The following is an 18,689-nucleotide window of genomic DNA, read 5'->3' on the forward strand; positions in this document are numbered from 1 at the left end:
GCCACCAGCGCCCGTCGAGATAGGCCTCGAACACCGCGTGGAAGTCGCTCGGCACCAGCCCGTGCGCGTAGCACGAGACGAAGCGCGCCGGGATGCCGAGCGCGCGGCAGAAGGCGGTGCCGATATGCGCGAAGTCGCGGCAGACGCCGGCGCGCTTCAGCAGGCTCTCGTCGGCGGTGGTCTCGCCGTCGCTGGTGCCCGGCTTGTAGGTGAGGTGATCGTGGATCCAGTTGCAGATCTGGTTGACGCGGCTGTGCCCCTTCGGCAGCGCGCCGAACTCGGCCTGGGCGAAGGGCGTCAGCCGGTCGGAGGAGACGAAGCGGCTCGGCAGCAGGAACGGCAGGATGTCGAGCGGCAGCGCCGAGACCGGGGTCTCGTCGATGGTCGCCGGATCGGCGCGGTGCACGGTGAGCTCGACCTCGGCCTCGTATTCCAGCGCGAACTGCCCCATCGGCACGTTGACGCCGAGATAGCGGTTCTGAAGGTCCGGCGTGGTGTAGACGTCGCGCTTGAGGTTGGGCGTCAGCACCAGGGATTCGCTGAGGATTTCCAGGCTCCGGAGGCGCGCGACCTCCAGGTTGAAGATGAAGGTCGTGTCCGAGAGGATGTTGTACGACAGGCTGCAGCCGAGGGTGTAGCGCACCGATCACTCCTTGCAGTCGAGGCGGTGGCTGATCTCGCAAGGAACAGGCCCGTCCCGAGACCCGAACGCCGTGCGACCCCCGGTGGTTCGGCCGGCGTATCGGCCTGCGGGATTGCATCAGCCAGGGCGGCTCGCTCTCGCGACGGCGGATAAAGCAACCTCAAAGAAACTAATAAATTTAAGATTGATATTTCCAAATCGCCATGGCCAAATCCTCGCGCCGCCGACTTGATTCGTGCGTCGCCGATGACAGCCCAGCACTGTCGAACGATGACGCATGTGCGGCACGAAGATCGTTCAGGAGGAAGCGATGAGCGTCGATTTCAGTGTCGTCGGCATATTCTACAAAACCATCGTCGACTTGACGCAGGTCAAGGGTAATACGGTCGGCGAGATCATGCAATATCTCTACACCAGCGACCCGAATTTCTTTTATACCTCTCTCGTCTTCGACGGGAATCAGATCGTGAATTCGCTGGCTGAGTATCATCCGGCGCCGTTCAAGGGACGGACCGGGATCACCTACCCGCCGGGCATGTACCGGCTATCGCAGACCTTCACGGAGCCGACGCCCAATCCCTACTCGGTGTGGCAATACTACCTGTTCGATCAGAACGGCACCCGGAAACATAACCCGGCAGACCTGTCCTACACCAAGGCCGTGGTGCAGGACGGCTGGTCCATCGTCTGGCGCCTGCTGACCATCTGCAACGCGCCGACCGGCCTCTCGAAGCGGATGCGGAAGCTCGTGCCGGACAGCATGATGTCGGCTCCGGGCGTCTCCTGAACGCAGGTGGCCGCGCGGTCAGCGCCCGCGCGGCAGGAGCACCACCGTCAGCGAGCGCACGCCCTGCGCCCCGTGGATCAGCACGCCCTCGATGTCGGCGGTGGCGGACGGCCCGGTGTGCAGCACCGCGTAGGCGGCGCGCGCGAAGTCCGGCCGCTTGTAGGCGGCCTGGATGTTGACGAGGATGTCGGCGGGATCGAGCAGCACGACGAGGTGCTGGGCGAGGTAGGCCACCGCGTTGACGACCAGCTCGGCCTCGGTGAACAGCACCGAGCCGGTCTCGGCGACGCCGAACACCGCGCGCACCACCGCGACGTCCACGTCGTCCACGTCCTGGGGCCGCGCCACGGCCGCAAGATCGCGGTTGCCCGTGTAGTCCGGGACCGCGGAGGCGACGACCGCCGCCGCGTCGAGCCGCTCGCGGACGCCGGCCAGCGGATCGCCGGCCGGTCCGGCCGCCACGACGCGGCCGCCCATCCGCGCGAGCGCCTCGGTGAACGCCGCGACGCGGTCGTCGGCCACCAGCGGCGCGAAGTCCGGCACGGCGGGGAGCGGGTGATCGCCCGCCGGCCGGTTGGCGCGGATCGCGGCAAGCGTCGCCGCGCGCGCGCTCATTGGCCCGCGTCCTTCATGCGGTTCTGCCGGTACCAGGCGTGAAAGCTCTGCTTGGGCGCCTCGGGCATCTCGCGCTTCTTCCCCCAGGTGTTGAGCGGGTTGTAGACGGCAAAGCGCGGCAGCGCCCGGAGCACCGAATCCGCGCTGCCGATCGCGGCGCGATACGCGGCAGGCCGGCTCAGCACGGCGCCCGCGGCCTTCATCAGGCCCTGCTTCAGCAGCGGGATCTGATGCTCCTCGGCAAGCACCCTGCGCCACGCGAAGATCTGCTCGTGGATGTTGATCTTCACCGGGCAGACGTTGGTGCAGGAGCCGTTCATCGTCGAGGAGAACGGCAGCGTGGAATACTTCCGCTTGTTGAAGGTCGGATCGATGATCAGCCCGATCGGCCCGGAATAGGTCGCGCCGTAGGAGAGTCCGCCCGAGCGCCGGTAGACCGGGCAGGTGTTCATGCAGGCGCCGCAGCGGATGCACTTCAGCGAGGTCCAGAATTCCTCCATCCCGAGGCGGGCCGAGCGGCCGTTGTCGACCAGCACGTAGTGCATCTCGGTGCCGGGCCGCGGCCCGCGGAAGTGCGAGGTGTACTGGGTGATCGGCGAGCCGAGCGCCGAGCGCGACAGCATGCGGATGAACACGCCCAGGTGCTCGATCCGCGGAATGATCTTCTCGATGCCGATCGAGTGGATCAGCAGCGGCGGCACGTTGGCGGAGAGATCCGCGTTGCCCTCGTTGGTGCAGGTGACGACGGTGCCGGTCTCGGCGATGGCGAAGTTGCAGCCGGTCATGCCGGCATCCGCCTGGAGGATGTGGGGGCGCGTGGTGTCCCGCTGGCTCTCGGCGAGGTAGTGGATGTCGTCGTTGTCCGGGTCGGTGCCGAGGGTGCGCGCGAACACCTCGGCGACGTCCATGCGGGTCTTGTGCACGGCCGGCGCCACGATGTGGCTCGGCTCCTCGTTGTCGAGCTGCTGGATGCGCTCGCCGAGATCCGTCTCGATGATCGCGATGCCGTTGGCCGCCATGTGGTGGCGGAAGCCGCATTCCTCGGTGAGCATCGACTTCGACTTGACCAGCGTCTTCGCGCCGTGGTCGCGCAGGATGCCGAGCACGATGCGGTTGTGCTCGGCCCCGTCGGCCGCCCAGTGCACGTGCACGCCGTTGGCCGTGGCCGCCGCCTCGAACTGTTCGAGGTAGGTGTCGAGGTGGGTGAGCGTGTGCGCCTTGATCGCGGAGGCGATCTCGCGCAGCTCCTCCCATTCGGGGATGCCGTGGGCCGACGCATCGCGCTTCCTGCGCAGGTCCCACAGCCGCTCGTCGTGCGCCGCCTGATGCAGGGGCGCGGCGAGGAACCGCTCGGCGGCCTCCGCCTGGTCGATCGGCCGGTCGCCGCGGACCTTGGCGCCGCGCGGCTGCTTCTCGCGCACCTTTGGCGCGGCGATCGGCCGCGTCGCGGCCTCGGCGTGCTGAAGCCGCTGGCCGTCCGCGCCGCGCTCGCCCTCGTCGGCGGGCGCCCGGACCTCCGGGTGGATCATGCCCTCGCTCCCGCGGGGCGACAGGTCTTCGATGCTCATGCCGCCGCTCCGTTGAGGACCTGCGCGATGTGGATGTACTTCAGCGGCACGCCGAGGCGCTCGGCGCAGCCCTTCTGGTGCATCATGCAGGAGGAATCCGCCGAGACGACGTAGTCGGCCCCCGCACGCGCCTGATCGGCCACCTTGTCGTAGCCCATCTTGGCCGAGACGGCCGGCTCGAACACCGAGAAGGTGCCCCCGAAGCCGCAGCACTCGTCGGGCCGCGCCAGCGTGACGATCTCGATGCCCTTCACCTTGGCGAGCAGATCGAGCGGCTTCGAGTAGTGCGGCGCGACGATCTCGGAGGGGCGGGCGTGATGGATGCCGCGCAGCGCGTTGCAGTTCGAATGGTAGGCGACCTTGTGCGGGAATTCCGCCCAGGGCAGGGCCTCGATCTTCAGGACGTCGTGCAGGAACTCGACCAGCTCGAAGGTCTTCCGCCGGACGCCGACCACCGCGTCGGTCTGCGGGATCGCGGTGAGGTGCTCGCGCACCTGATGCACGCAGCTTCCCGAGGGCGCGACCACGTAGTCGAACGGGGCGAAGTTCCTCACGAACAGCGCCTCGGTCGCGGCCGCTTCCGCGTGGCAGCCGGTGTTGGTCATCGGCTGGCCGCAGCAGGTCTGGTCGAAGGGGTATTCCACGTCGAGGCCGAAGCGTTCCAGCAGTTCGAGCGTGGCGACGCCCACCTCCGGCTCGAAGGCGTCGACGTAGCAGGGGACGAACAATCCGATCCGCATGGGCGCTTCCCGATCCCGGCTCGATCCGCTCCGTTCGAGGACCTGGAACGGTTCAAAGACGTGCGCGCGGTCTACCGGATCGGGTGGGTCTTGGCGAGGTCGCAGGGCGGGCCGCCCTCGCACCGGCCGGGGTGGATCGGGCCGCCGGCCGTTCGTGCCCGGGCCGGAAGCCCCTTCGCCTCCAGGATCGCCGGCTCGGCTTCGATGCGGTGCATGGCGCCGTTCGCGCACGTGTTGTTTTGAGGCGGGCCGGGCCGCACGGATCGTGGGGGCCCGCCCTACATCCTGCGGCACGAAGGGCCGCGGCGTCGGCCCTCGCCCGTCCGGAGGACACGGCCCTTGAACCGCCTCTTGAACCGCCGGAACCTCGTCGCCGCGGGCCTCGCCTCCGCGGGTCTCCTCGGTGGTCCGGCGTCCCGGGCCGTCGCGGCGCCGGGACCGATTCCCGGCACGCGCCCGGTCGGCATCGCCATGCTGCTCTTCCCGGGCATGACGGCGCTCGATGTGGTCGGGCCGCACGAGATCCTTGCCGGCCTGGCGCCCGGCAGCCTGCACCTAGTGGCCAAGGAGGCCGGACCGGTCGCGAGCGACGCCGGCCTGACGCTGACGGCGACGGCCGATTTAGAGACCTGCCCGCGCGATCTCGACGTGCTGTTCGTTCCCGGCGGGGACGGCACCCCGGATCAAATGCGCGATGCCGCGACGCTCGCCTTCCTGCGCGACCGCGCCGGGCGAACCGCGTGGGTCACCAGCGTCTGCACCGGCTCGCTGATCCTCGGTGCTGCCGGCCTGCTCGACGGTTACCGTGCCACCTCGCATTGGTGCGTGCGGGACACCGTGCTGCCGCTGCTCGGCGCGGTTCCAATCGACGAGCGCGTCGTGTTCGACCGCAACCGCGTCACCGCCGCCGGAATCTCCGCCGGGCTCGATTTCGCCCTCGCGCTCGCCGCGCGGCTCCGCGGCGGCGACTACGCCCGTACCAGCCAGCTCGTGGCGGAGTATGCCCCGCGCCCGCCCTTCGATGCGGGGCGTCCCGCCTCGGCGGGCCCGGCGATCACCCACGCGGCGGGCGCGATCCTGGCGCCCCTGGTCGCGGGTGCGATGCGGGCGGCGCAGGACCGCTGAATCGCGGCCTGTGCAGCGCCGGCATGCTCTTCGCCCGCCGGCTGCGCGAGGGCGGCCGGCGCGCGGCCGGGCGCCCGGAACCGGGGCGTCTTCAGGCGATCCGCATCAGCGGTTCGCGCAAGGCCGCAGGGCCCGCGACGGCCTGCGCTGCGCCGACCCGGACGCTCTGGCGTTCGCGGGCGATGTAGGCGGTCGGCATGAGCGCCTGCATGTCGGCCTCGACGCCGCGGAGCGTCGCGTCGGAATGGCCCGGGTGGAGATGGATGATCGCCAGCGCCTTCACGCCGGCGGCCTGCGCCAGCTCCACGCCCTTCTGCCAGGTCGAGTGGCCCCAGCCGCGGCAGGTCGGGTACTCGCAATCTGTGAACATGCCGTCGTAGACCATCAGGTCCGCGCCCGCGACGAAGCGCATCAGCGCCGCGTCCGGCCAGGGGTCGGTGTGCTCGACGTCGCTGACGATGCAGAGCCGCCTGCCCGCGTGCTCGAACCGGTATCCGACGGAACCCTGCGGGTGGTTGAGCGGGATCGTGTCGACCCGTGCGCCGTCGGGGAACGTCAGGGTCTCGCCGGCGCGGAAGCCGTGGTGCTTCAGGGTGCAGGGCAGGACGTCGAGGGTGACGGGGAACAGCGGCGGCGCGTAGAGCCGGTCGAGCGCGTCCTCGGCCGACGCCCCGTCGAGGTTGCCACACCACGTGTTGATCACCCGCTCCGGGTCGAACACCGCCGGCTTGAAGAACGGCAGGCCGCCGGTGTGGTCGAGATGGAGGTGGCTGAACAGGAGATCGATCTCCTTGGGCAGGTCAGTCCGGTTGTGCTGGCCGCAATTGTACAGACCCGAGCCCGCGTCGATGATGAACAGGCGCTCGCCGCAACGCACCTCGAGGCAGGGGGTGCTGCCGCCGAACTCGGCGTATTCGGGGCCGCATACCGGCGTCGAGCCGCGCACGCCCCAGAAGCGTAGCGTCAGGCCGTCGTCCGTCGCGGGACTTCTCGACATGGTCATCGCGGATCGTTTTCGTTCGGATGGTCCGATCCCCTCGGATCTGGAACCGGTCTCCGCGGCGGCGTCAATGCGGCCGGCGCGGCGGGCGGAGGGGCGCTCGTGCCCTGCCGCTCCCTGTCGAGGACTGAGATGGGTGGGCGCGCGGTGCCGTGATGTGCGGGGCCGCACATCGGGTCGGTGCCCCGCGCGCTTCGCATGGGCGCGATCACGGCCGTTCGGCGGATGCGACCGCCCCGGCCGGCGGCAGTCCCGGCGGTGGCGTCTGGCCGGACAGGCCGGCCCGGACGATGCGCGGGAGGCGGTCCGCGTCGTGTGCCGAGAGGCCGGCAAACCGGTCCGGCGCCCGCTCGTAGGCGGGCACGAAGCCCGCCATGTAGGTCGGCGAAAGGCTGGAATCCGGCGCGGCCCAGAGTGTCCAGACCGCCTCGGGCACCGGCGCCGGGCGGCGGCGCGCCGGGATGACGACGACCTCCTGGCCGGCATAGGCGAGGGCTTCGGGCCGGCTCACCGCGCCGAGCGACATCCCCTTGGCGGCGAGCGACGCCCAGAACGCGTGCTGCCCGCCATCGGAATAGGTCGTGCGCACGGCGGGCGCGCCGTCGTCCACCAGCGATGCGATGCGCGCCTCCTCCGCCGCACGGCGGGTCGCGACCGCGGCCTCCCGGGCGGGGTCCTTCGAGGGCGCGAAGACGTAGCGCCCGCCCGCGACGCCAGCCTCCAGTTCCTCGCCTGTCGCCTCAAAGCGGTCGGCGCCGGCCTTCAGCTCGCGCCAGAACGCGATGTTCGGGTCGGCGCGGTGGCGGGCCATGTTCTCGGCCGTCATCCGGAACGGATAGGACTGGAACTGGAACGCGGCCTGGCCGCCGTTCAGCGCGTCGCGGGCGATGGCGTAGATCTCGGCCACGGTGTGGTCCGTCATGGCAAAGCAGCCCATCGACGAACACACGCCGTGCACCATCACCGCCGAGCCGGTGCCGCCATGCGCGCGGTCGTAGGCGTTGGGATAGCCCACGTCGAACGACAGGTAGTAGTGCGAGTTCGGGTTCATCTGACGCCTGAGCACCGTGTAGAACCCTTCCGGCGTCTGCCGGTCGCCGGACTTGCGCTTGGGCCCGAGCTGGCCCGACCAGCGGCAGATCGGGAAGGTCTTGAGGTGGACGAACCGGCCGTTCGCCGCCTTCTTCCAGACCTCGATCTCGGATTCCTTCTTGTAGGCCCGGAACAGCACCGGGGCCTGCGCGCGCGTGCCCTTCGCGGCCATCAGCGCGAGCGTCGCCGCCGGGATCGGCGCCTCGGCCTTGGCGTTCTGCGCCGACGCCGCGCCCGCCCAGACCAGCGCGATGGCGGCAAGCACCGCAGCTTTCAGGAGGGTGGCTCGGCGCATCCGGGGCCCGGAGGAGTGGGGTCACGCAGGACCGCGACGCGCGGCGCACGGGGCGAGGCTTGTGCGGCCAATGCGGCGCCGGTGTGGCCTCACGCGGGCTCAGAGACGCGCGCGCCCAGCGGCGCCACCGTGCTGTTCTCCACCGCGATCACCGCGTCGAAGGGGGCAAGCCCGTCGAGTTCGACGACGTCCGGCAGGCAGACGATGAGGCCGAGGCCCGCGCGGGCCGCGCGCAACCGGGTGATCCGCCCCGCGATCGCCCTGGGCTTGCGCTCGTCCAGCAGGATCGCGACGACCGCGATGTCGGGCTGCCGGATCAGGCAGCGGGCGAGGTCGATCGCGATGCGGGTCTCGGCCGGGATCGCGCCCTCGCCCAGCACCGCGCCGGTGCCGGCGGTTCCGGGCTCGACCCGGCTCTCGAGCCCGAGGCGGTAGACCGATCGCTCCAGCCCCTCCTCGGTCAGGACCCGCCGCACGATCGCGCGCACCCGCGCCTCGGCGCCGGCCTCGCCCTGGCTGATGCGGCCGAACAGCAGGTTCTCCTCGACGCTGGCGGCCGGGTTGATGCGCTCGGGATCGTGGAACTCGACCGCGGCGGAGAGATGCGGCGGCAGCATCCGCGCGAAGGACTGGCGGGCGGCGACCAGCCGCGCCTCGAAGACGGGATCGATCAGGCCGAAGCGGTGCCGGGTCTCGCTGTAGCGGAGCGCCAGCCCGATCAGCCGCTCGCGGTCGCGCTGCCCGGCCGGGCCCCGGCGGAGCGCGGCGGCGCTCGGCTGGCGCACCACGAGATCCGCGAAATAGCCGCGCTCGTCGGCCGGGAACAGGGAGAACGCGTCGAAGAGCGGGTGGTCGTCCGGCAGGTCGGAGAAGATCTCGACGGTGCTGCGGGCGACCGCGAGGCCGATCTCGGTGAGCGGCCGGACGAGGTCCTCCGCCTCCAGCACCGCCCGCAGGTAGGGATGGCGGGCGAGCCGCGCCGGCGCGAAGGCGGCGCCCACCGCCTCGCCGAACAGGATGTTCTCGCCCACCGTCGCCTGATGGCTGTAGAGCCCGGGATCGAACGGCTCGACGAGCCGCCCGGCGCCCTCGGTCCGGAGCACGGCGCGCATCGTGGCGCGCGCCGCCACGAGCGCGCGGGCGAAATCCGGCTCGACGTGCGGATCGACCCGTCCGACGAGGCCCCGCGCGTAGACGAACGCGTCGAGCCCGGTGATCTGCAGGATCTCGACGAAGGCTCCCGGGTCGGGCGCGGTTGCGGGATCGGCGCCGTAGAGGATGTTGGTGCGCAAGGTGCCCTCGACGAGGATCGCCTCCCCGGCCGCGAAGGCGATCCGGCGGGCACGCTCGGAAGCGTCGAACGCGCGCAGTTCCTGCCCGGCATAGGTGACGCTGCCGGCCGTCGGCGCGACCTGACCGGCAAGGATCGCCGCGAGAACCCGCGCGCCGCTGCCGCGCCCTCCGGTGATCGCGACGTGGGTCGGCATCGCGAGGCTGAGGTCGACACCCGACAGCCGCTCGCCGGTGGCCGCGTCGTAGGCGCCGACGCCGCGCACGCTGAGATTCCCGGACCGCGGGAAGGCGAGGCCGGCCTTGCGCCCGCGACGGCTTTCCAGGCTCGCGATCGTGCGGGCGATCTCGGCGAAGACGGGAGCGGCCCGCGCGCGCAGCATCCACAGGTGCAGGCTCAGCGCGATCAGGATCGCGGCGATCGCGAAGGCGCCGGCGGCCGCGACGAGGGCCGCCGGATCGACGTCGCGGGCGGGCGGCGCGCCCTCCGCGCCGCCACGCCACAGGGCGGTGCCGGCGGTGATGGCCGGCAGGATCACGGCGAGCGCCAGGGCAGGCGCGCGGGCATAGGCGAGCCGCGCCTCCGACAGGGCGAGCGCCGCGCGGGTCGCGGCCGCCTTCTGTGCGATGCGCGCGCGCTCCAGGTCGGCGGAGCCGTGGATGCGCACCGCCGGCATCCGCCGGACCAGGTCCCCGAGCGTCCGCTCGGCCAGCGCACCGGAGCGGAGCCGGACGTCGCTCCGCGCCGCCGACCGGCGCAGGATCAGCACCCGGGCAAGGCCCGCCGCCAGCAGGCCGACCGCCGCCGCGGGCACGAGGCGCGGTGCGGCCAGCGCCGAGAACGCCAGCGCGAGCAGGATTGCGCCGAGCGCCATCGCCGGCACGAGGATTCCGATCGCCAGCAGCCCGTCGATGCGCGCCAGCGCCTGCCCGATCAGGCCGGCAAGGCCGCGCGCCTCCTCGCGGGCGCCGGGCGGGGCATCGAGGATCGCGGTCGTGGCCGCCTCGCGCATCGCGTCGACCGCCCGTCCCTGCGCCGCGAAGCACCGGCCGGCCACGAACCAGCCGAGCCCGGCCAGCGCCAGCGCGGCGACGGCGAGGCCGAGGAACGCGGAGCGTTCGAGGTCGGCCGGCGGCAGGCTCCAGCCCGTGACGAGGACGCGGTCGCCGGCCGCCTCCGGGATCGCGAGGCGCAGGAAGGGCAGCCCCCCGGCCTGGTCGCGGCCGAGCGCATGGACGAGGTCGCGCAGGCACAGCAGCGCCAGTGCGCAGAGCGGGCCGCCGACCGCGAGCGCCAGCGCGACGACGGCGACGTGGCACCCGCGGGCCGCACGCCATGTCAGGCGGATCGGATCAGGCTCCATGATCGCTCATGTCAGGACCGCGCGTGCCGGCGACGAGGCCCCGCCTCGATCACAGCGCATAGGCGGTCCCGGCCCTGACGAAAAGCGCGCGATCGCACGGACCCGTTCGCGGCCCCGGGCGGTTACGCCGAGCGCGAGGGTCCCCTACGGTTGTCATACGGTTTTCCGGCTGATCGGTTCGGGTGACGACGCGCGGAGCGCCGAGATGTGTGACTCCGGTTAGCCTGCAGGAGGAGAGGGCATGCACGCGAACCGGTCGATCGGAAACCGTGTCGGCCCGCCCGGAACGTCCCCGTAGAGCGACCTGCCGACCGCGCAAGGGCGAAGCTCGGTCGCATTGCTTTCGCAGTGCGATCGGCATCATCCTCGACCGGCCGGTAGGTTCCCTCCGACAGGCGAGTTCAAACGGCTTGGCGACGCACTCCACCGAACGCGTTCCACGCACCCCGCCCGCGACGGGCGCGGCGTGATGGCCCAACTGTTCTCGCCCGGCGCCGACGCCCTCTACCGTCTCGCCCTGCTCACCGGCGTCGCGTGCCTTGCCGGGATACCGCTCGTCACCGCCGGCATCGTGCGCTCGGACTACGTCACCGGCGTCGGCGTCGCGCCGGCGCAGCCGGTGCCGTTCAGCCACAAGCACCATTCGGGCGAACTCGGCATCGATTGCCGCTACTGTCACACGACGGTCGAGACCCAGGCGACCGCAGGCATCCCGCCGACCTACACCTGCATGACCTGCCACGCGCAGATCTGGGCTGCCTCCGACATGCTGAAGCCGGTGCGGGAGAGCTTTGCCAGGGACGAGCCGCTGCAATGGGTGCGGCTGAACAAGCTGCCGCAATACGTCTACTACAACCACGCCGTGCACGTGACGAAGGGCATCGGCTGCTCGACCTGCCACGGCGACGTGACCACGATGCAGATGACCTACCGCGCCAACGCGTTCGAGATGCGCTTCTGCCTCGATTGCCACCGCAATCCGGAACGATACGTCCGCACGCAGGATCAGGTCTGGACCATGAACTGGACGCCGCCGGCCGACCAGGCGACGCTCGGGCCGCAACTCGTGGCCCGGAACCACATCCGCGGCGGCGAACGTCTCACCGAATGCGCGATCTGTCACCGCTGATGGGCCGGACGCGCACATGACGGGCCAGCACGACCTCGGCGCGATCCGCGCCCGCCTCGCCTCCGGTGACGGGCCGGCCTTCTGGCGCAGCCTCGACGCGGTCGCTGACACGCCCGCGTTCCGCAGCTACCTGGAGGCCGAGTTTCCCGCAGCGGCTCGCCTGGCCGCGGCCCCCGAGCGCCGCGGTTTCCTCAAGCTGATGGCGGCCTCCTTCGCGCTCGCCGGCCTCGCGGCGTGCGAGTCCGGCGACGGCCGCCGCTACGAATTACCCTACGTCAACGCGCCCGAGCGGATCGTGGCGGGCGCGCCCTTGAGCTACGCCTCGTCGGCGCTGTTCGACGGGTTCGCCAACGGCATCCTCGTCACCACCCGCAACGGCCGCCCGCTGAAGATCGAGGGCAACCCCGACCACCCCTGGAGCCGCGGCGGCACCGACGTCCTGGCGCAGGCGTCGGTGCTCGGCCTCTACGATCCGTTCCGCAGCCAGGCCGTGCGGCATCTCGGCCGCCCGAGTTCCTGGGCCGCGTTCCAGGCCGCGATGCTGGCGCGGATGCCGGCCTGGGAGGCGAACGGCGGCGCGGGCCTCGCGCTGCTCACCGGCCCGGTCACCTCGCCGTCCATGGCCGCCGAGATCGCGCGGATGCGCCGGACCTATCCGGCCCTGCGCTGGTTTGCCGGCGCGGGCGTCGGGCGCGAGGGGATCTACGCGGGCGCCGCGCGCGCCTTCGGCCGCCCGGTCGAGACGCTGCCGGATTTCTCGAGGGCGCGGACCATCGTCTCGCTCGACGGCGACTTCCTCGACACGGGGCCGGGACAGGTCGGCCTATCCCGGCGCTGGAGCGAGGCGCGGCGCGCCTCGCATGCTGAGGGCCGTCTCCTCACCCTGCACGCGGCCGCGCCGAGCCCGAGCCTGACCAGCGCCAAGGCGGACTTCTCGCTTCCGATCGATGCCGCCGGGCTGGACCGGCTCGCCCGCGACCTGCTCAGCCTTACCGAGGGCGGCGCGGCCGCGTCCGACACGGACGCGCGGGGGGCGTGGCTGGCGCGGGCTTTCGCCGCGCTGAACGCGGCGCGCGGGGCCGGCATCGTCACCGCGGGCGTGACCGGGCCGCCGGAGCTGCACGCGCTGGTCCACAGGCTGAACGGCGCGCTCGGCAACACCGGCACGACCATCCGCCACACGGCGCCCGCCGAGGTGCTCGGCGCGGGCACGCTGACCGAGCTCGCCACCGCGATGGCGGCGGGATCGGTCGAGGCGCTGATCGTGCTCGGCGGGAACCCGGTCTACGAGGCGCCCGGCGCCCTCGACTTCGCGCAGGGCCTGGAGCGCGTGCCGCTGAAGATCCACGCGGGCGCGTATCACGACGAGACCGGCGCGCATGCCGACTGGCACCTGCCGCTCGCGCACCCGCTCGAATCCTGGGGCGACGCCCGCTCCCTCGACGGAACGGTCGGCTTGATCCAGCCGACCGTCGCGCCGCTCTACGACGGCCGTAGCGCCCACGAGATCCTGGCCTTCCTCGGCCGCGGCGCCGTGGGCGACGGCCTGGGCCTGCTCCGGCAGCACCTGCGCGGCGACGGCGAGGACGAGGCCGCCTTCCAGGCCCGTTTCGAGGAGGCGTTGCGCGCCGGCTTCCTGCCCGACAGCGCCGCGAAGACCGAAACCGTCAGCCTCACGCAGGCGACGCCGACGCCGCCGGCAGCGGCCGGCGCCGGCGCGATCGCGGTGGTGTTCCGCCCCGACCCGACCGTGTGGGACGGCGCGCTCGCCGATCTCGGCTGGCTCCAGGAACTGCCGAAACCCCTGACCAAGATCGTCTGGGAGAACGTGGTCGGCGTGAGCCCGACGCTCGCCGAGCGCGAAGGGCTCACCAACGGCGACATCCTGCGCATCGCCGCGGACGGGCGCGCGATCGAGGGGCCGGCCTGGATCACGCCGGGGCAGGCCGAGAACACGATCACCCTCGGCCTCGGCTACGGCCGCAACGTGCCCGAGCACCTCTCCACCGGCATCGGATACGCCGCCAACGTGCTGCGGCCGGTCGCGACGCCCTGGACCCTGGAGAACGCCAGCCTGTCGAAGACCGGCGCGCGCCGGATGCCGGCGACGACCCAGAACCTCGGCACGATGGCCGGCCAGGACCTCGTCAGGGTGCAGCGCGAGGGCGCCGACCCGGTCGGCGACACCACGGCCTACGAACACGCCTCGTTCTATCCGGAGCCGGCGGCGGCCGGGCGCGGCGCGGACGCCGCCTGGGGCATGGTGATCGATCTCGACGCCTGCACCGGCTGCAACGCCTGCGTCACCGCCTGCCAATCGGAGAACAACATTCCGGTCGTCGGGCGCGACGAGGTCGCGCGCGGCCGCTGGATGGGCTGGCTTCGGGTCGACCGCTACTTCTCGGGCGGGCTCGACGCGCCCGACACGCATTTCCAGCCGGTGCCGTGCATGCATTGCGAGAGCGCGCCCTGCGAGGTCGGCTGCCCGGTCGAGGCGACGCTGCACGATAGCGAGGGGCTGAACCTCCAGGTCTACAACCGCTGCGTCGGCACGCGCACCTGCCAGAGCTACTGCCCGTACAAGGTCCGCCGCTTCAACTACCTCGACTACACCGGCGCCATGCCGGCGGTGGCGCAGCAGCAGCGCAACCCCGAGGTCACCGTGCGCGCCCGCGGCGTCATGGAGAAGTGCACCTACTGCGTCCAGCGGATCGCGGCGGCGCGGATCGATTCGGCCAAGGACGCGCACGCGCCGATCCCGGACGGCGCCGTCGAGACCGCCTGCCAGGGCGCTTGCCCGACGCGGGCGATCAGCTTCGGCAACCTCTCCGATCCGGGGAGCAAGGTCGCGCGGGCGCGGGCCGACGCGCGCAACTACGCGCTGCTCGGCGACCTCAACACGCGGCCGCGGACCACCTACCTCGCGCGCCTCGCGCCGCCGGCGAAGGCGGGCTGAACCGATGCCGGAAGCCGTCCTCCAGCCCACGCCCGCCGCCGGCCTGATCGCTCCGGACGCGACCGTGCGCGGCATCGGCCGCACGGTCGCCGGCATCCCGCTCACCCACCCGATGAACCGGCGCTGGTGGATCGCGTTCGCCGGGGCACTGGCGCTGCTCGGCCTGTTCGCCGGCGTGCTCCTCTACCTGCTCGTCGCCGGGGTCGGCGTCTGGGGCAACAACAACGCCGTCGTCTGGGCGCTCGACATCGCGAGCTACGATTGGTGGATCGGGGTGGCGAGCGGCAGCCTGCTGGTCTCGGCCCTGCTCCTGCTGCTCGACGCCGCGTGGCGCAGCGCCGTCAACCGGGTCGCCGAGACGGTGGCGCTGCTCTGCACCATGGCCGCCGGCCTCTACCCGATCATCCATCTCGGCCGGCCGTGGTTCTTCTTCTGGAACCTGCCCTACCCGAACACCTACGGCCTGTGGCCGCAGTTCCGTTCGCCGCTGCTGTGGGACGCGATCGACATCGTCTCCTACCTCGTGGTCTGCGTCAGCCTCTGGTACATCGGCCTGCTGCCCGACCTCGCCGCGCTCCGCGACCGCGCCGTCGAGGACGCGCTGGCGCAGGAAGAGGCCCGCGGCCCCGCCCGCAGGCGCGCACGCCTCAAGGCGCAGGTCTACGGCATCCTCGCCTCGGGCTGGCGCGGATCGGCCGCGCACTGGCAGCTCTGGGCGCAGGCCTACCGGACCATCGCGCTGCTCGGCGTGCTGCTGGTGGTCTCGCTCCAGACCGGCGCCTCGGTGATGCTCGCGGGCTCGGTGCTGCCGGGCTGGCACGACACCATCCTACCGGTCACCTTCCTCGTGAACGCCGTGTTCTCCGGCGTCGGCGTCACCGCCGCGATCGTGATGCTGATCCGCGCGGTCTATCGCCTCGACGCGCTGGTGACGCCGCGCCACCTCGACATCCTCGCCCGGCTGATGCTGTGCCTCGGCTGCGCCAGCCTCTACTGCCACGCGACCGAAGTGTTCTCGACTTTCCTGCACGGCGACGCGCTGGCGCGCGGCGTGCTCGTGCGGCGGATGACCGGCGGCCACGCCGCCGCGTTCTGGACGGTGGTGGCCTGCCTGCTGCTGCCGGCGCAGGCGTTCTGGTCGGCGCGCGTCCGGGCCTCGGGCCCTGCCATCGCCGTCGTCGGCGTGCTGATCGCGGTCGGGGCCTATGCCGACCACGTCTCGGTGCTGGTGGCGACGCTGACGCAGGACTTTCTGCCCTCCTCGCGCCTCGACTACACCGAGACGGTCTGGGGCATCGCGACCTTCGCCGGCTCCGTCGGCCTGTTCCTGACGCTGCTGCTGCTGTTCCTGCGCTACCTGCCGGTGGTCTCGATCACCGAGTCGCGGCGTCTTGCCCCGGCGCTCGCGCCCCGTCCGGCGGACGGGGAAGCCGCCGACGCGGACGGTCGGCCGGAGGCGGTGCGGCAGGACGGTCCGGCCGCTGCGCCGCTCTGGGGCGTGAGCGCCGCCTTCGCGTCCGAGGCCGACCTCGTCGCCGGCGCACGCGCCATCTCCGGGATCGGGAAGGGGCACGTCCACCTCGACGCGCACGGCCCCGTGCCGATGCCGCGGGTGCTGCGGACGCTGGGGATCGAAGGCCGCTCGATCCGCCCCTACGCGATCCTCGGGGCGCTGGCCGGCGGCGCGGGGTTCTTCGCGATGTGCGTCTACGCCACGGCCTACGACTACGTCTTCCTGATCGGCGGGCGCCCGCGCTTCTCGTGGCCCTCCTTCGTCGTGCCGAGCCTGTCTTTCGCCACGATGAGCGGCGCGGTCGCGGTCCACCTCGCCCTGCTGGTCCTGAACCGGCTGCCGCGCCTGAACCACCCGGCCTTCAACATCCCGGGGTTCCTGCGCGCCACCGACGACCGGTTCTTCCTCTCGGCCGAGGCGCAGGGCGACGCGTTCGACGCCGACCGCATCGTGCGCAAGCTCGCCGACCTCCCGGCCGGGGCCGGGCGGCCCCTGGACATCCGGCGGATTCCGCGATGAGGGGCGCTGCGCTTCTCGTCCTGCTGCCGCTCGCGGCCTGCGGCGAGGCCGACATGGCCGACCAGCCGCGCGCCAGGAACTGGGACAGGAACGCCTTCTTCCCGCAAGCCCTGACCATGAGGCCGCCCGTCGCCGGGACCGTGCCGCGGGACGACCCGGCCCGCGCGGTGCCGCAGCCCACGACGATCACCGAGAGCCTGCTGGCGCGGGGCCGCGAGCGTTACGGCATCTTCTGCACGCCCTGCCACGGGGCCGCCGGCGACGGCGGCGGGATGATCGTCGAGCGCGGTTTTCCGCAGGCCGGGCGGCTGACGACGGAGCGCCTGCGCGCGGCCAGGGCCGCCGACCTCGATCGATCGATCGCGCAGGGACACCGGGCCATGTACGGGATGGCGCAGATGATCCCCTCGGCCGACCGCTGGGCGATCGTCGCCTACGTCCGCGCCCTGCAACTGAGCCAGGATGCCGAGGTGGCGAGCCTGCCCTCCGAGGACCGCACCCGGCTGGAGGCATCGCGATGAACGCCGCCCGCCGACCCGCCGCCGCCCTCGTCGGTCTCGGCGCCCTCGCCCTGACGGTGCTCGCGGGCGGCTGGCGGGGTGCCGCCGGCTCCTACCTCGCCGCATGGCTGGTGCTGCTGGCGCTGCCCGCCGGCGCGCTGCCGACCGCGATGGTGATGGAGCGGTTCGGACGCCGCCCGCACGACCGCGGCGAGGGCGAGCTGTCGGCGGCCCTGCGCCGCCTCGTGCTCCTGATGCCGACCGCCGCGATCCTCGGCCTCCCCGTCCTTCTCGGGGCCGGCCTGATCTATCCGTGGATGCAGGAGGCGCCCCAAACACCGCTCGCCGCGGTCTGGTTCACCCTGCCGCTGTTCGCCCTGCGCGTGATCGCCTACCTCGCCGCATGGGTCTGGCTCGCGGCGCACGTCATCCGGCCGCCCGAGGGGACCAGCGACGGGCGGACGATCGCCGGAATCGGCCTGCACGCGGTGGTCGGCACGCTGGCGGTGACCGACCTCGTCGGGTCGCTCGACCACCGTCTCGGCTCCAGCCTGGCGGGCGTGCTCGTGCTGACGGCGTGGAGCGGCCTCGCGTTCGCGGCCGCGATCCTCCTCGCGCCGGAGGAGCCGACGCCGACCGGGCGCGGGCGCAGCCCGGCGGGCCGCGACCGGCTGGTGCCGCTCGTCGTGCTGCTGAGCCTCTGGGCCTTCCTGCACTTCGTCCAGTTCCTGATCGTCTGGTCGGCGAACCTGCCGCGGGAGGTGCTGTGGTACCTCGCCCGCGGCGGCGGGCTCGGCCGGGCGCTGGCGATCCTCGGCGGCGGCGTCGTGCTGCTCGGCGCGCTCGCGACGCTCCGGCCCGGACGCGCGACGACGCGGGCGCTCGCGCTATCGGTGCTGGCGCTCCATGCCGGCGAGATGTTCTGGTTCGTCACGCCGGCGCTGCGCGACCGGTTCGCGATCGCCTGGAGCGATGCGTTCGCGGGCCTCGCGGTGGCCGGCCTCGCGCTGGCGCTGGCTCCGCTGGCCGCGCGCCTGATGCCGCGCCCCCTCCCCCGGCGCAGGAGCGCCGCCGCATGAGCACGGACGGCAAGCGCATCCTCGGTCTCGTCCCGGCGATCCTCGCCGCCCTCGTCCTGCGCCGGAGCGGCGTCCTGCCCGCGCCGAACGTGCCTCCGCCCGAGGACGGCAGGCCGTCTGGAGGGCCGGGCTACGAGACCTCCGACGTCCATGTCGGCAACACCGCCCGGGCGATGGCCGGGCTGATGCTCGCCGCGCTCGTCGCGGTCGGGGTGATGGTCTGGATGATGGGCACCTTCGCCGCGAGCCAGCGGCGGGCGCTGCCGAGCCTGACCCCGCAGCAGACCACGCCGTTGAAGCCGCCGGCGCCGAACCTCCAGGCCAGGCCCTACGCCGACATCGACCGCGTGCGGGCGGCGCAAGGCGGCTTGCTCGACGGCTACGCCTTCACCGACGCGGCGCGGCGGCGCGCACGCATCCCGGTCGAGCGCGCCATGGCGCTGACCGTCGGCCGGACGCTGGACCCGTGAGCCG

The 18,689-nt window shown here is 72.4% G+C and carries 16 protein-coding genes; 8 read left to right on the forward strand and 8 right to left on the reverse strand.

Translation table 11 applies throughout. From position 1 onward, the window contains the following. Positions 1–643 (reverse strand): transglutaminase family protein (locus tag ACFE86_RS07285; RefSeq protein WP_375454663.1); only part of this gene is annotated, 643 nt, incomplete at its 3' end. A 277-nt stretch (positions 644–920) separates the two neighbouring features. On the opposite strand from ACFE86_RS07285, the gene ACFE86_RS07290 reads away from it, so the two are divergent. Then, on the forward strand, positions 921–1,430 hold the full coding sequence (locus ACFE86_RS07290; protein WP_375454664.1) for a hypothetical protein: 510 nt from the start codon (positions 921–923) through the stop codon (positions 1,428–1,430). 18 nt (positions 1,431–1,448) lie between these two features. Here ACFE86_RS07290 and ACFE86_RS07295 read toward each other — a convergent pair whose 3' ends face one another. From ACFE86_RS07295 to ACFE86_RS07310, 4 genes are all read right to left on the reverse strand, one after another. Then, complete coding sequence (locus tag ACFE86_RS07295; RefSeq protein WP_375454665.1) at positions 1,449–2,045, reverse strand: lactate utilization protein C; 597 nt, start codon at positions 2,043–2,045, stop codon at positions 1,449–1,451. Next, a complete protein-coding gene (locus tag ACFE86_RS07300) occupies positions 2,042–3,613 on the reverse strand; it encodes a lactate utilization protein B (protein ID WP_375454666.1) in 1,572 nt (523 codons plus the stop codon). The genes ACFE86_RS07295 and ACFE86_RS07300 overlap by 4 nt, the downstream gene beginning before the upstream one ends. After that, positions 3,610–4,353, reverse strand: coding sequence for a (Fe-S)-binding protein (locus ACFE86_RS07305; protein WP_375454667.1), 744 nt, complete (start codon positions 4,351–4,353; stop codon positions 3,610–3,612). Before ACFE86_RS07305 ends, ACFE86_RS07300 begins: the two co-directional genes overlap by 4 nt. A 71-nt stretch (positions 4,354–4,424) precedes the next feature. Further along, the gene (locus ACFE86_RS07310) at positions 4,425–4,568 is read right to left on the reverse strand and encodes a hypothetical protein (RefSeq protein WP_375454668.1); all 144 of its coding nucleotides are present in this window, start codon (positions 4,566–4,568) and stop codon (positions 4,425–4,427) included. A gap of 256 nt (positions 4,569–4,824) precedes the next feature. Between ACFE86_RS07310 and ACFE86_RS07315 the strand changes: the two genes are divergently transcribed. Beyond that, a complete protein-coding gene (locus tag ACFE86_RS07315; RefSeq protein ID WP_375454695.1) occupies positions 4,825–5,478 on the forward strand; it encodes a DJ-1/PfpI family protein in 654 nt (217 codons plus the stop codon). 91 nt (positions 5,479–5,569) lie between these two features. Here the strand turns inward: ACFE86_RS07315 and ACFE86_RS07320 are convergent, their stop codons facing one another. The 3 genes from ACFE86_RS07320 to ACFE86_RS07330 form a co-directional block, all read right to left on the reverse strand. Continuing rightward, positions 5,570–6,481 (reverse strand): MBL fold metallo-hydrolase, encoded by a 912-nt coding sequence (locus ACFE86_RS07320; protein WP_375454669.1) that lies wholly within the window; start codon positions 6,479–6,481, stop codon positions 5,570–5,572. Positions 6,482–6,686: 205 nt separating this feature from the next. Beyond that, positions 6,687–7,865 carry a L,D-transpeptidase family protein gene (locus ACFE86_RS07325; RefSeq protein ID WP_375454670.1) on the reverse strand — a complete coding sequence of 393 codons (1,179 nt, stop codon included), beginning with the start codon at positions 7,863–7,865 and terminating at the stop codon, positions 6,687–6,689. 89 nt (positions 7,866–7,954) lie between these two features. Next, positions 7,955–10,519: an ABC transporter ATP-binding protein gene (locus ACFE86_RS07330; protein ID WP_375454671.1), complete on the reverse strand. Its 2,565-nt coding sequence runs from the start codon at positions 10,517–10,519 to the stop codon at positions 7,955–7,957. A 469-nt stretch (positions 10,520–10,988) separates the two neighbouring features. Here ACFE86_RS07330 and ACFE86_RS07335 point away from each other — a divergent pair, with 469 nt between their 5' ends. Genes ACFE86_RS07335 through ACFE86_RS07360 form a run of 6 tightly spaced genes read left to right on the forward strand, consistent with a single transcriptional unit; the run spans position 10,989 to position 18,685 of the window. Next, positions 10,989–11,648 (forward strand): cytochrome c3 family protein, encoded by a 660-nt coding sequence (locus ACFE86_RS07335; protein ID WP_375454672.1) that lies wholly within the window; start codon positions 10,989–10,991, stop codon positions 11,646–11,648. A 16-nt stretch (positions 11,649–11,664) separates the two neighbouring features. Then, positions 11,665–14,604, forward strand: a complete 2,940-nt coding sequence (locus ACFE86_RS07340) for a TAT-variant-translocated molybdopterin oxidoreductase (protein ID WP_375454673.1) — start codon at positions 11,665–11,667, stop codon at positions 14,602–14,604. A 4-nt stretch (positions 14,605–14,608) separates the two neighbouring features. Beyond that, a complete protein-coding gene (locus tag ACFE86_RS07345) occupies positions 14,609–16,636 on the forward strand; it encodes a quinol:electron acceptor oxidoreductase subunit ActD (RefSeq protein WP_375454674.1) in 2,028 nt (675 codons plus the stop codon). Beyond that, positions 16,633–17,157, forward strand: a complete 525-nt coding sequence (locus tag ACFE86_RS07350) for a c-type cytochrome (protein WP_375454675.1) — start codon at positions 16,633–16,635, stop codon at positions 17,155–17,157. The genes ACFE86_RS07345 and ACFE86_RS07350 overlap by 4 nt, the downstream gene beginning before the upstream one ends. Next, positions 17,154–18,215: a hypothetical protein gene (locus tag ACFE86_RS07355; protein WP_375454676.1), complete on the forward strand. Its 1,062-nt coding sequence runs from the start codon at positions 17,154–17,156 to the stop codon at positions 18,213–18,215. Before ACFE86_RS07350 ends, ACFE86_RS07355 begins: the two co-directional genes overlap by 4 nt. Continuing rightward, positions 18,212–18,685: a hypothetical protein gene (locus ACFE86_RS07360; protein WP_375454677.1), complete on the forward strand. Its 474-nt coding sequence runs from the start codon at positions 18,212–18,214 to the stop codon at positions 18,683–18,685. The genes ACFE86_RS07355 and ACFE86_RS07360 overlap by 4 nt, the downstream gene beginning before the upstream one ends. Positions 18,686–18,689: the final 4 nt, after the last annotated feature.

It is taken from the genome of uncultured Methylobacterium sp. (genome assembly GCF_964244095.1).
Taxonomy (GTDB): domain Bacteria; phylum Pseudomonadota; class Alphaproteobacteria; order Rhizobiales; family Beijerinckiaceae; genus Methylobacterium.

Bases quoted from the DNA above. Each gene is read 5' to 3' on its own strand.
- ACFE86_RS07330 (WP_375454671.1), bottom strand. From the start codon at position 10,519: ATGGAGCCTGATCCGATCCGCCTGACATGGCGTGCGGCCCGCGGGTGC.
- ACFE86_RS07350 (WP_375454675.1), top strand. From the start codon at position 16,633: ATGAGGGGCGCTGCGCTTCTCGTCCTGCTGCCGCTCGCGGCCTGCGGC.
- ACFE86_RS07305 (WP_375454667.1), bottom strand. From the start codon at position 4,353: ATGCGGATCGGATTGTTCGTCCCCTGCTACGTCGACGCCTTCGAGCCG.
- ACFE86_RS07355 (WP_375454676.1), top strand. From the start codon at position 17,154: ATGAACGCCGCCCGCCGACCCGCCGCCGCCCTCGTCGGTCTCGGCGCC.
- ACFE86_RS07320 (WP_375454669.1), bottom strand. From the start codon at position 6,481: ATGACCATGTCGAGAAGTCCCGCGACGGACGACGGCCTGACGCTACGC.
- ACFE86_RS07340 (WP_375454673.1), top strand. From the start codon at position 11,665: ATGACGGGCCAGCACGACCTCGGCGCGATCCGCGCCCGCCTCGCCTCC.
- ACFE86_RS07345 (WP_375454674.1), top strand. From the start codon at position 14,609: ATGCCGGAAGCCGTCCTCCAGCCCACGCCCGCCGCCGGCCTGATCGCT.
- ACFE86_RS07360 (WP_375454677.1), top strand. From the start codon at position 18,212: ATGAGCACGGACGGCAAGCGCATCCTCGGTCTCGTCCCGGCGATCCTC.
- ACFE86_RS07290 (WP_375454664.1), top strand. From the start codon at position 921: ATGTGCGGCACGAAGATCGTTCAGGAGGAAGCGATGAGCGTCGATTTC.
- ACFE86_RS07310 (WP_375454668.1), bottom strand. From the start codon at position 4,568: ATGCACCGCATCGAAGCCGAGCCGGCGATCCTGGAGGCGAAGGGGCTT.
- ACFE86_RS07335 (WP_375454672.1), top strand. From the start codon at position 10,989: ATGGCCCAACTGTTCTCGCCCGGCGCCGACGCCCTCTACCGTCTCGCC.
- ACFE86_RS07325 (WP_375454670.1), bottom strand. From the start codon at position 7,865: ATGCGCCGAGCCACCCTCCTGAAAGCTGCGGTGCTTGCCGCCATCGCG.
- ACFE86_RS07295 (WP_375454665.1), bottom strand. From the start codon at position 2,045: ATGAGCGCGCGCGCGGCGACGCTTGCCGCGATCCGCGCCAACCGGCCG.
- ACFE86_RS07300 (WP_375454666.1), bottom strand. From the start codon at position 3,613: ATGAGCATCGAAGACCTGTCGCCCCGCGGGAGCGAGGGCATGATCCAC.
- ACFE86_RS07315 (WP_375454695.1), top strand. From the start codon at position 4,825: ATGCTGCTCTTCCCGGGCATGACGGCGCTCGATGTGGTCGGGCCGCAC.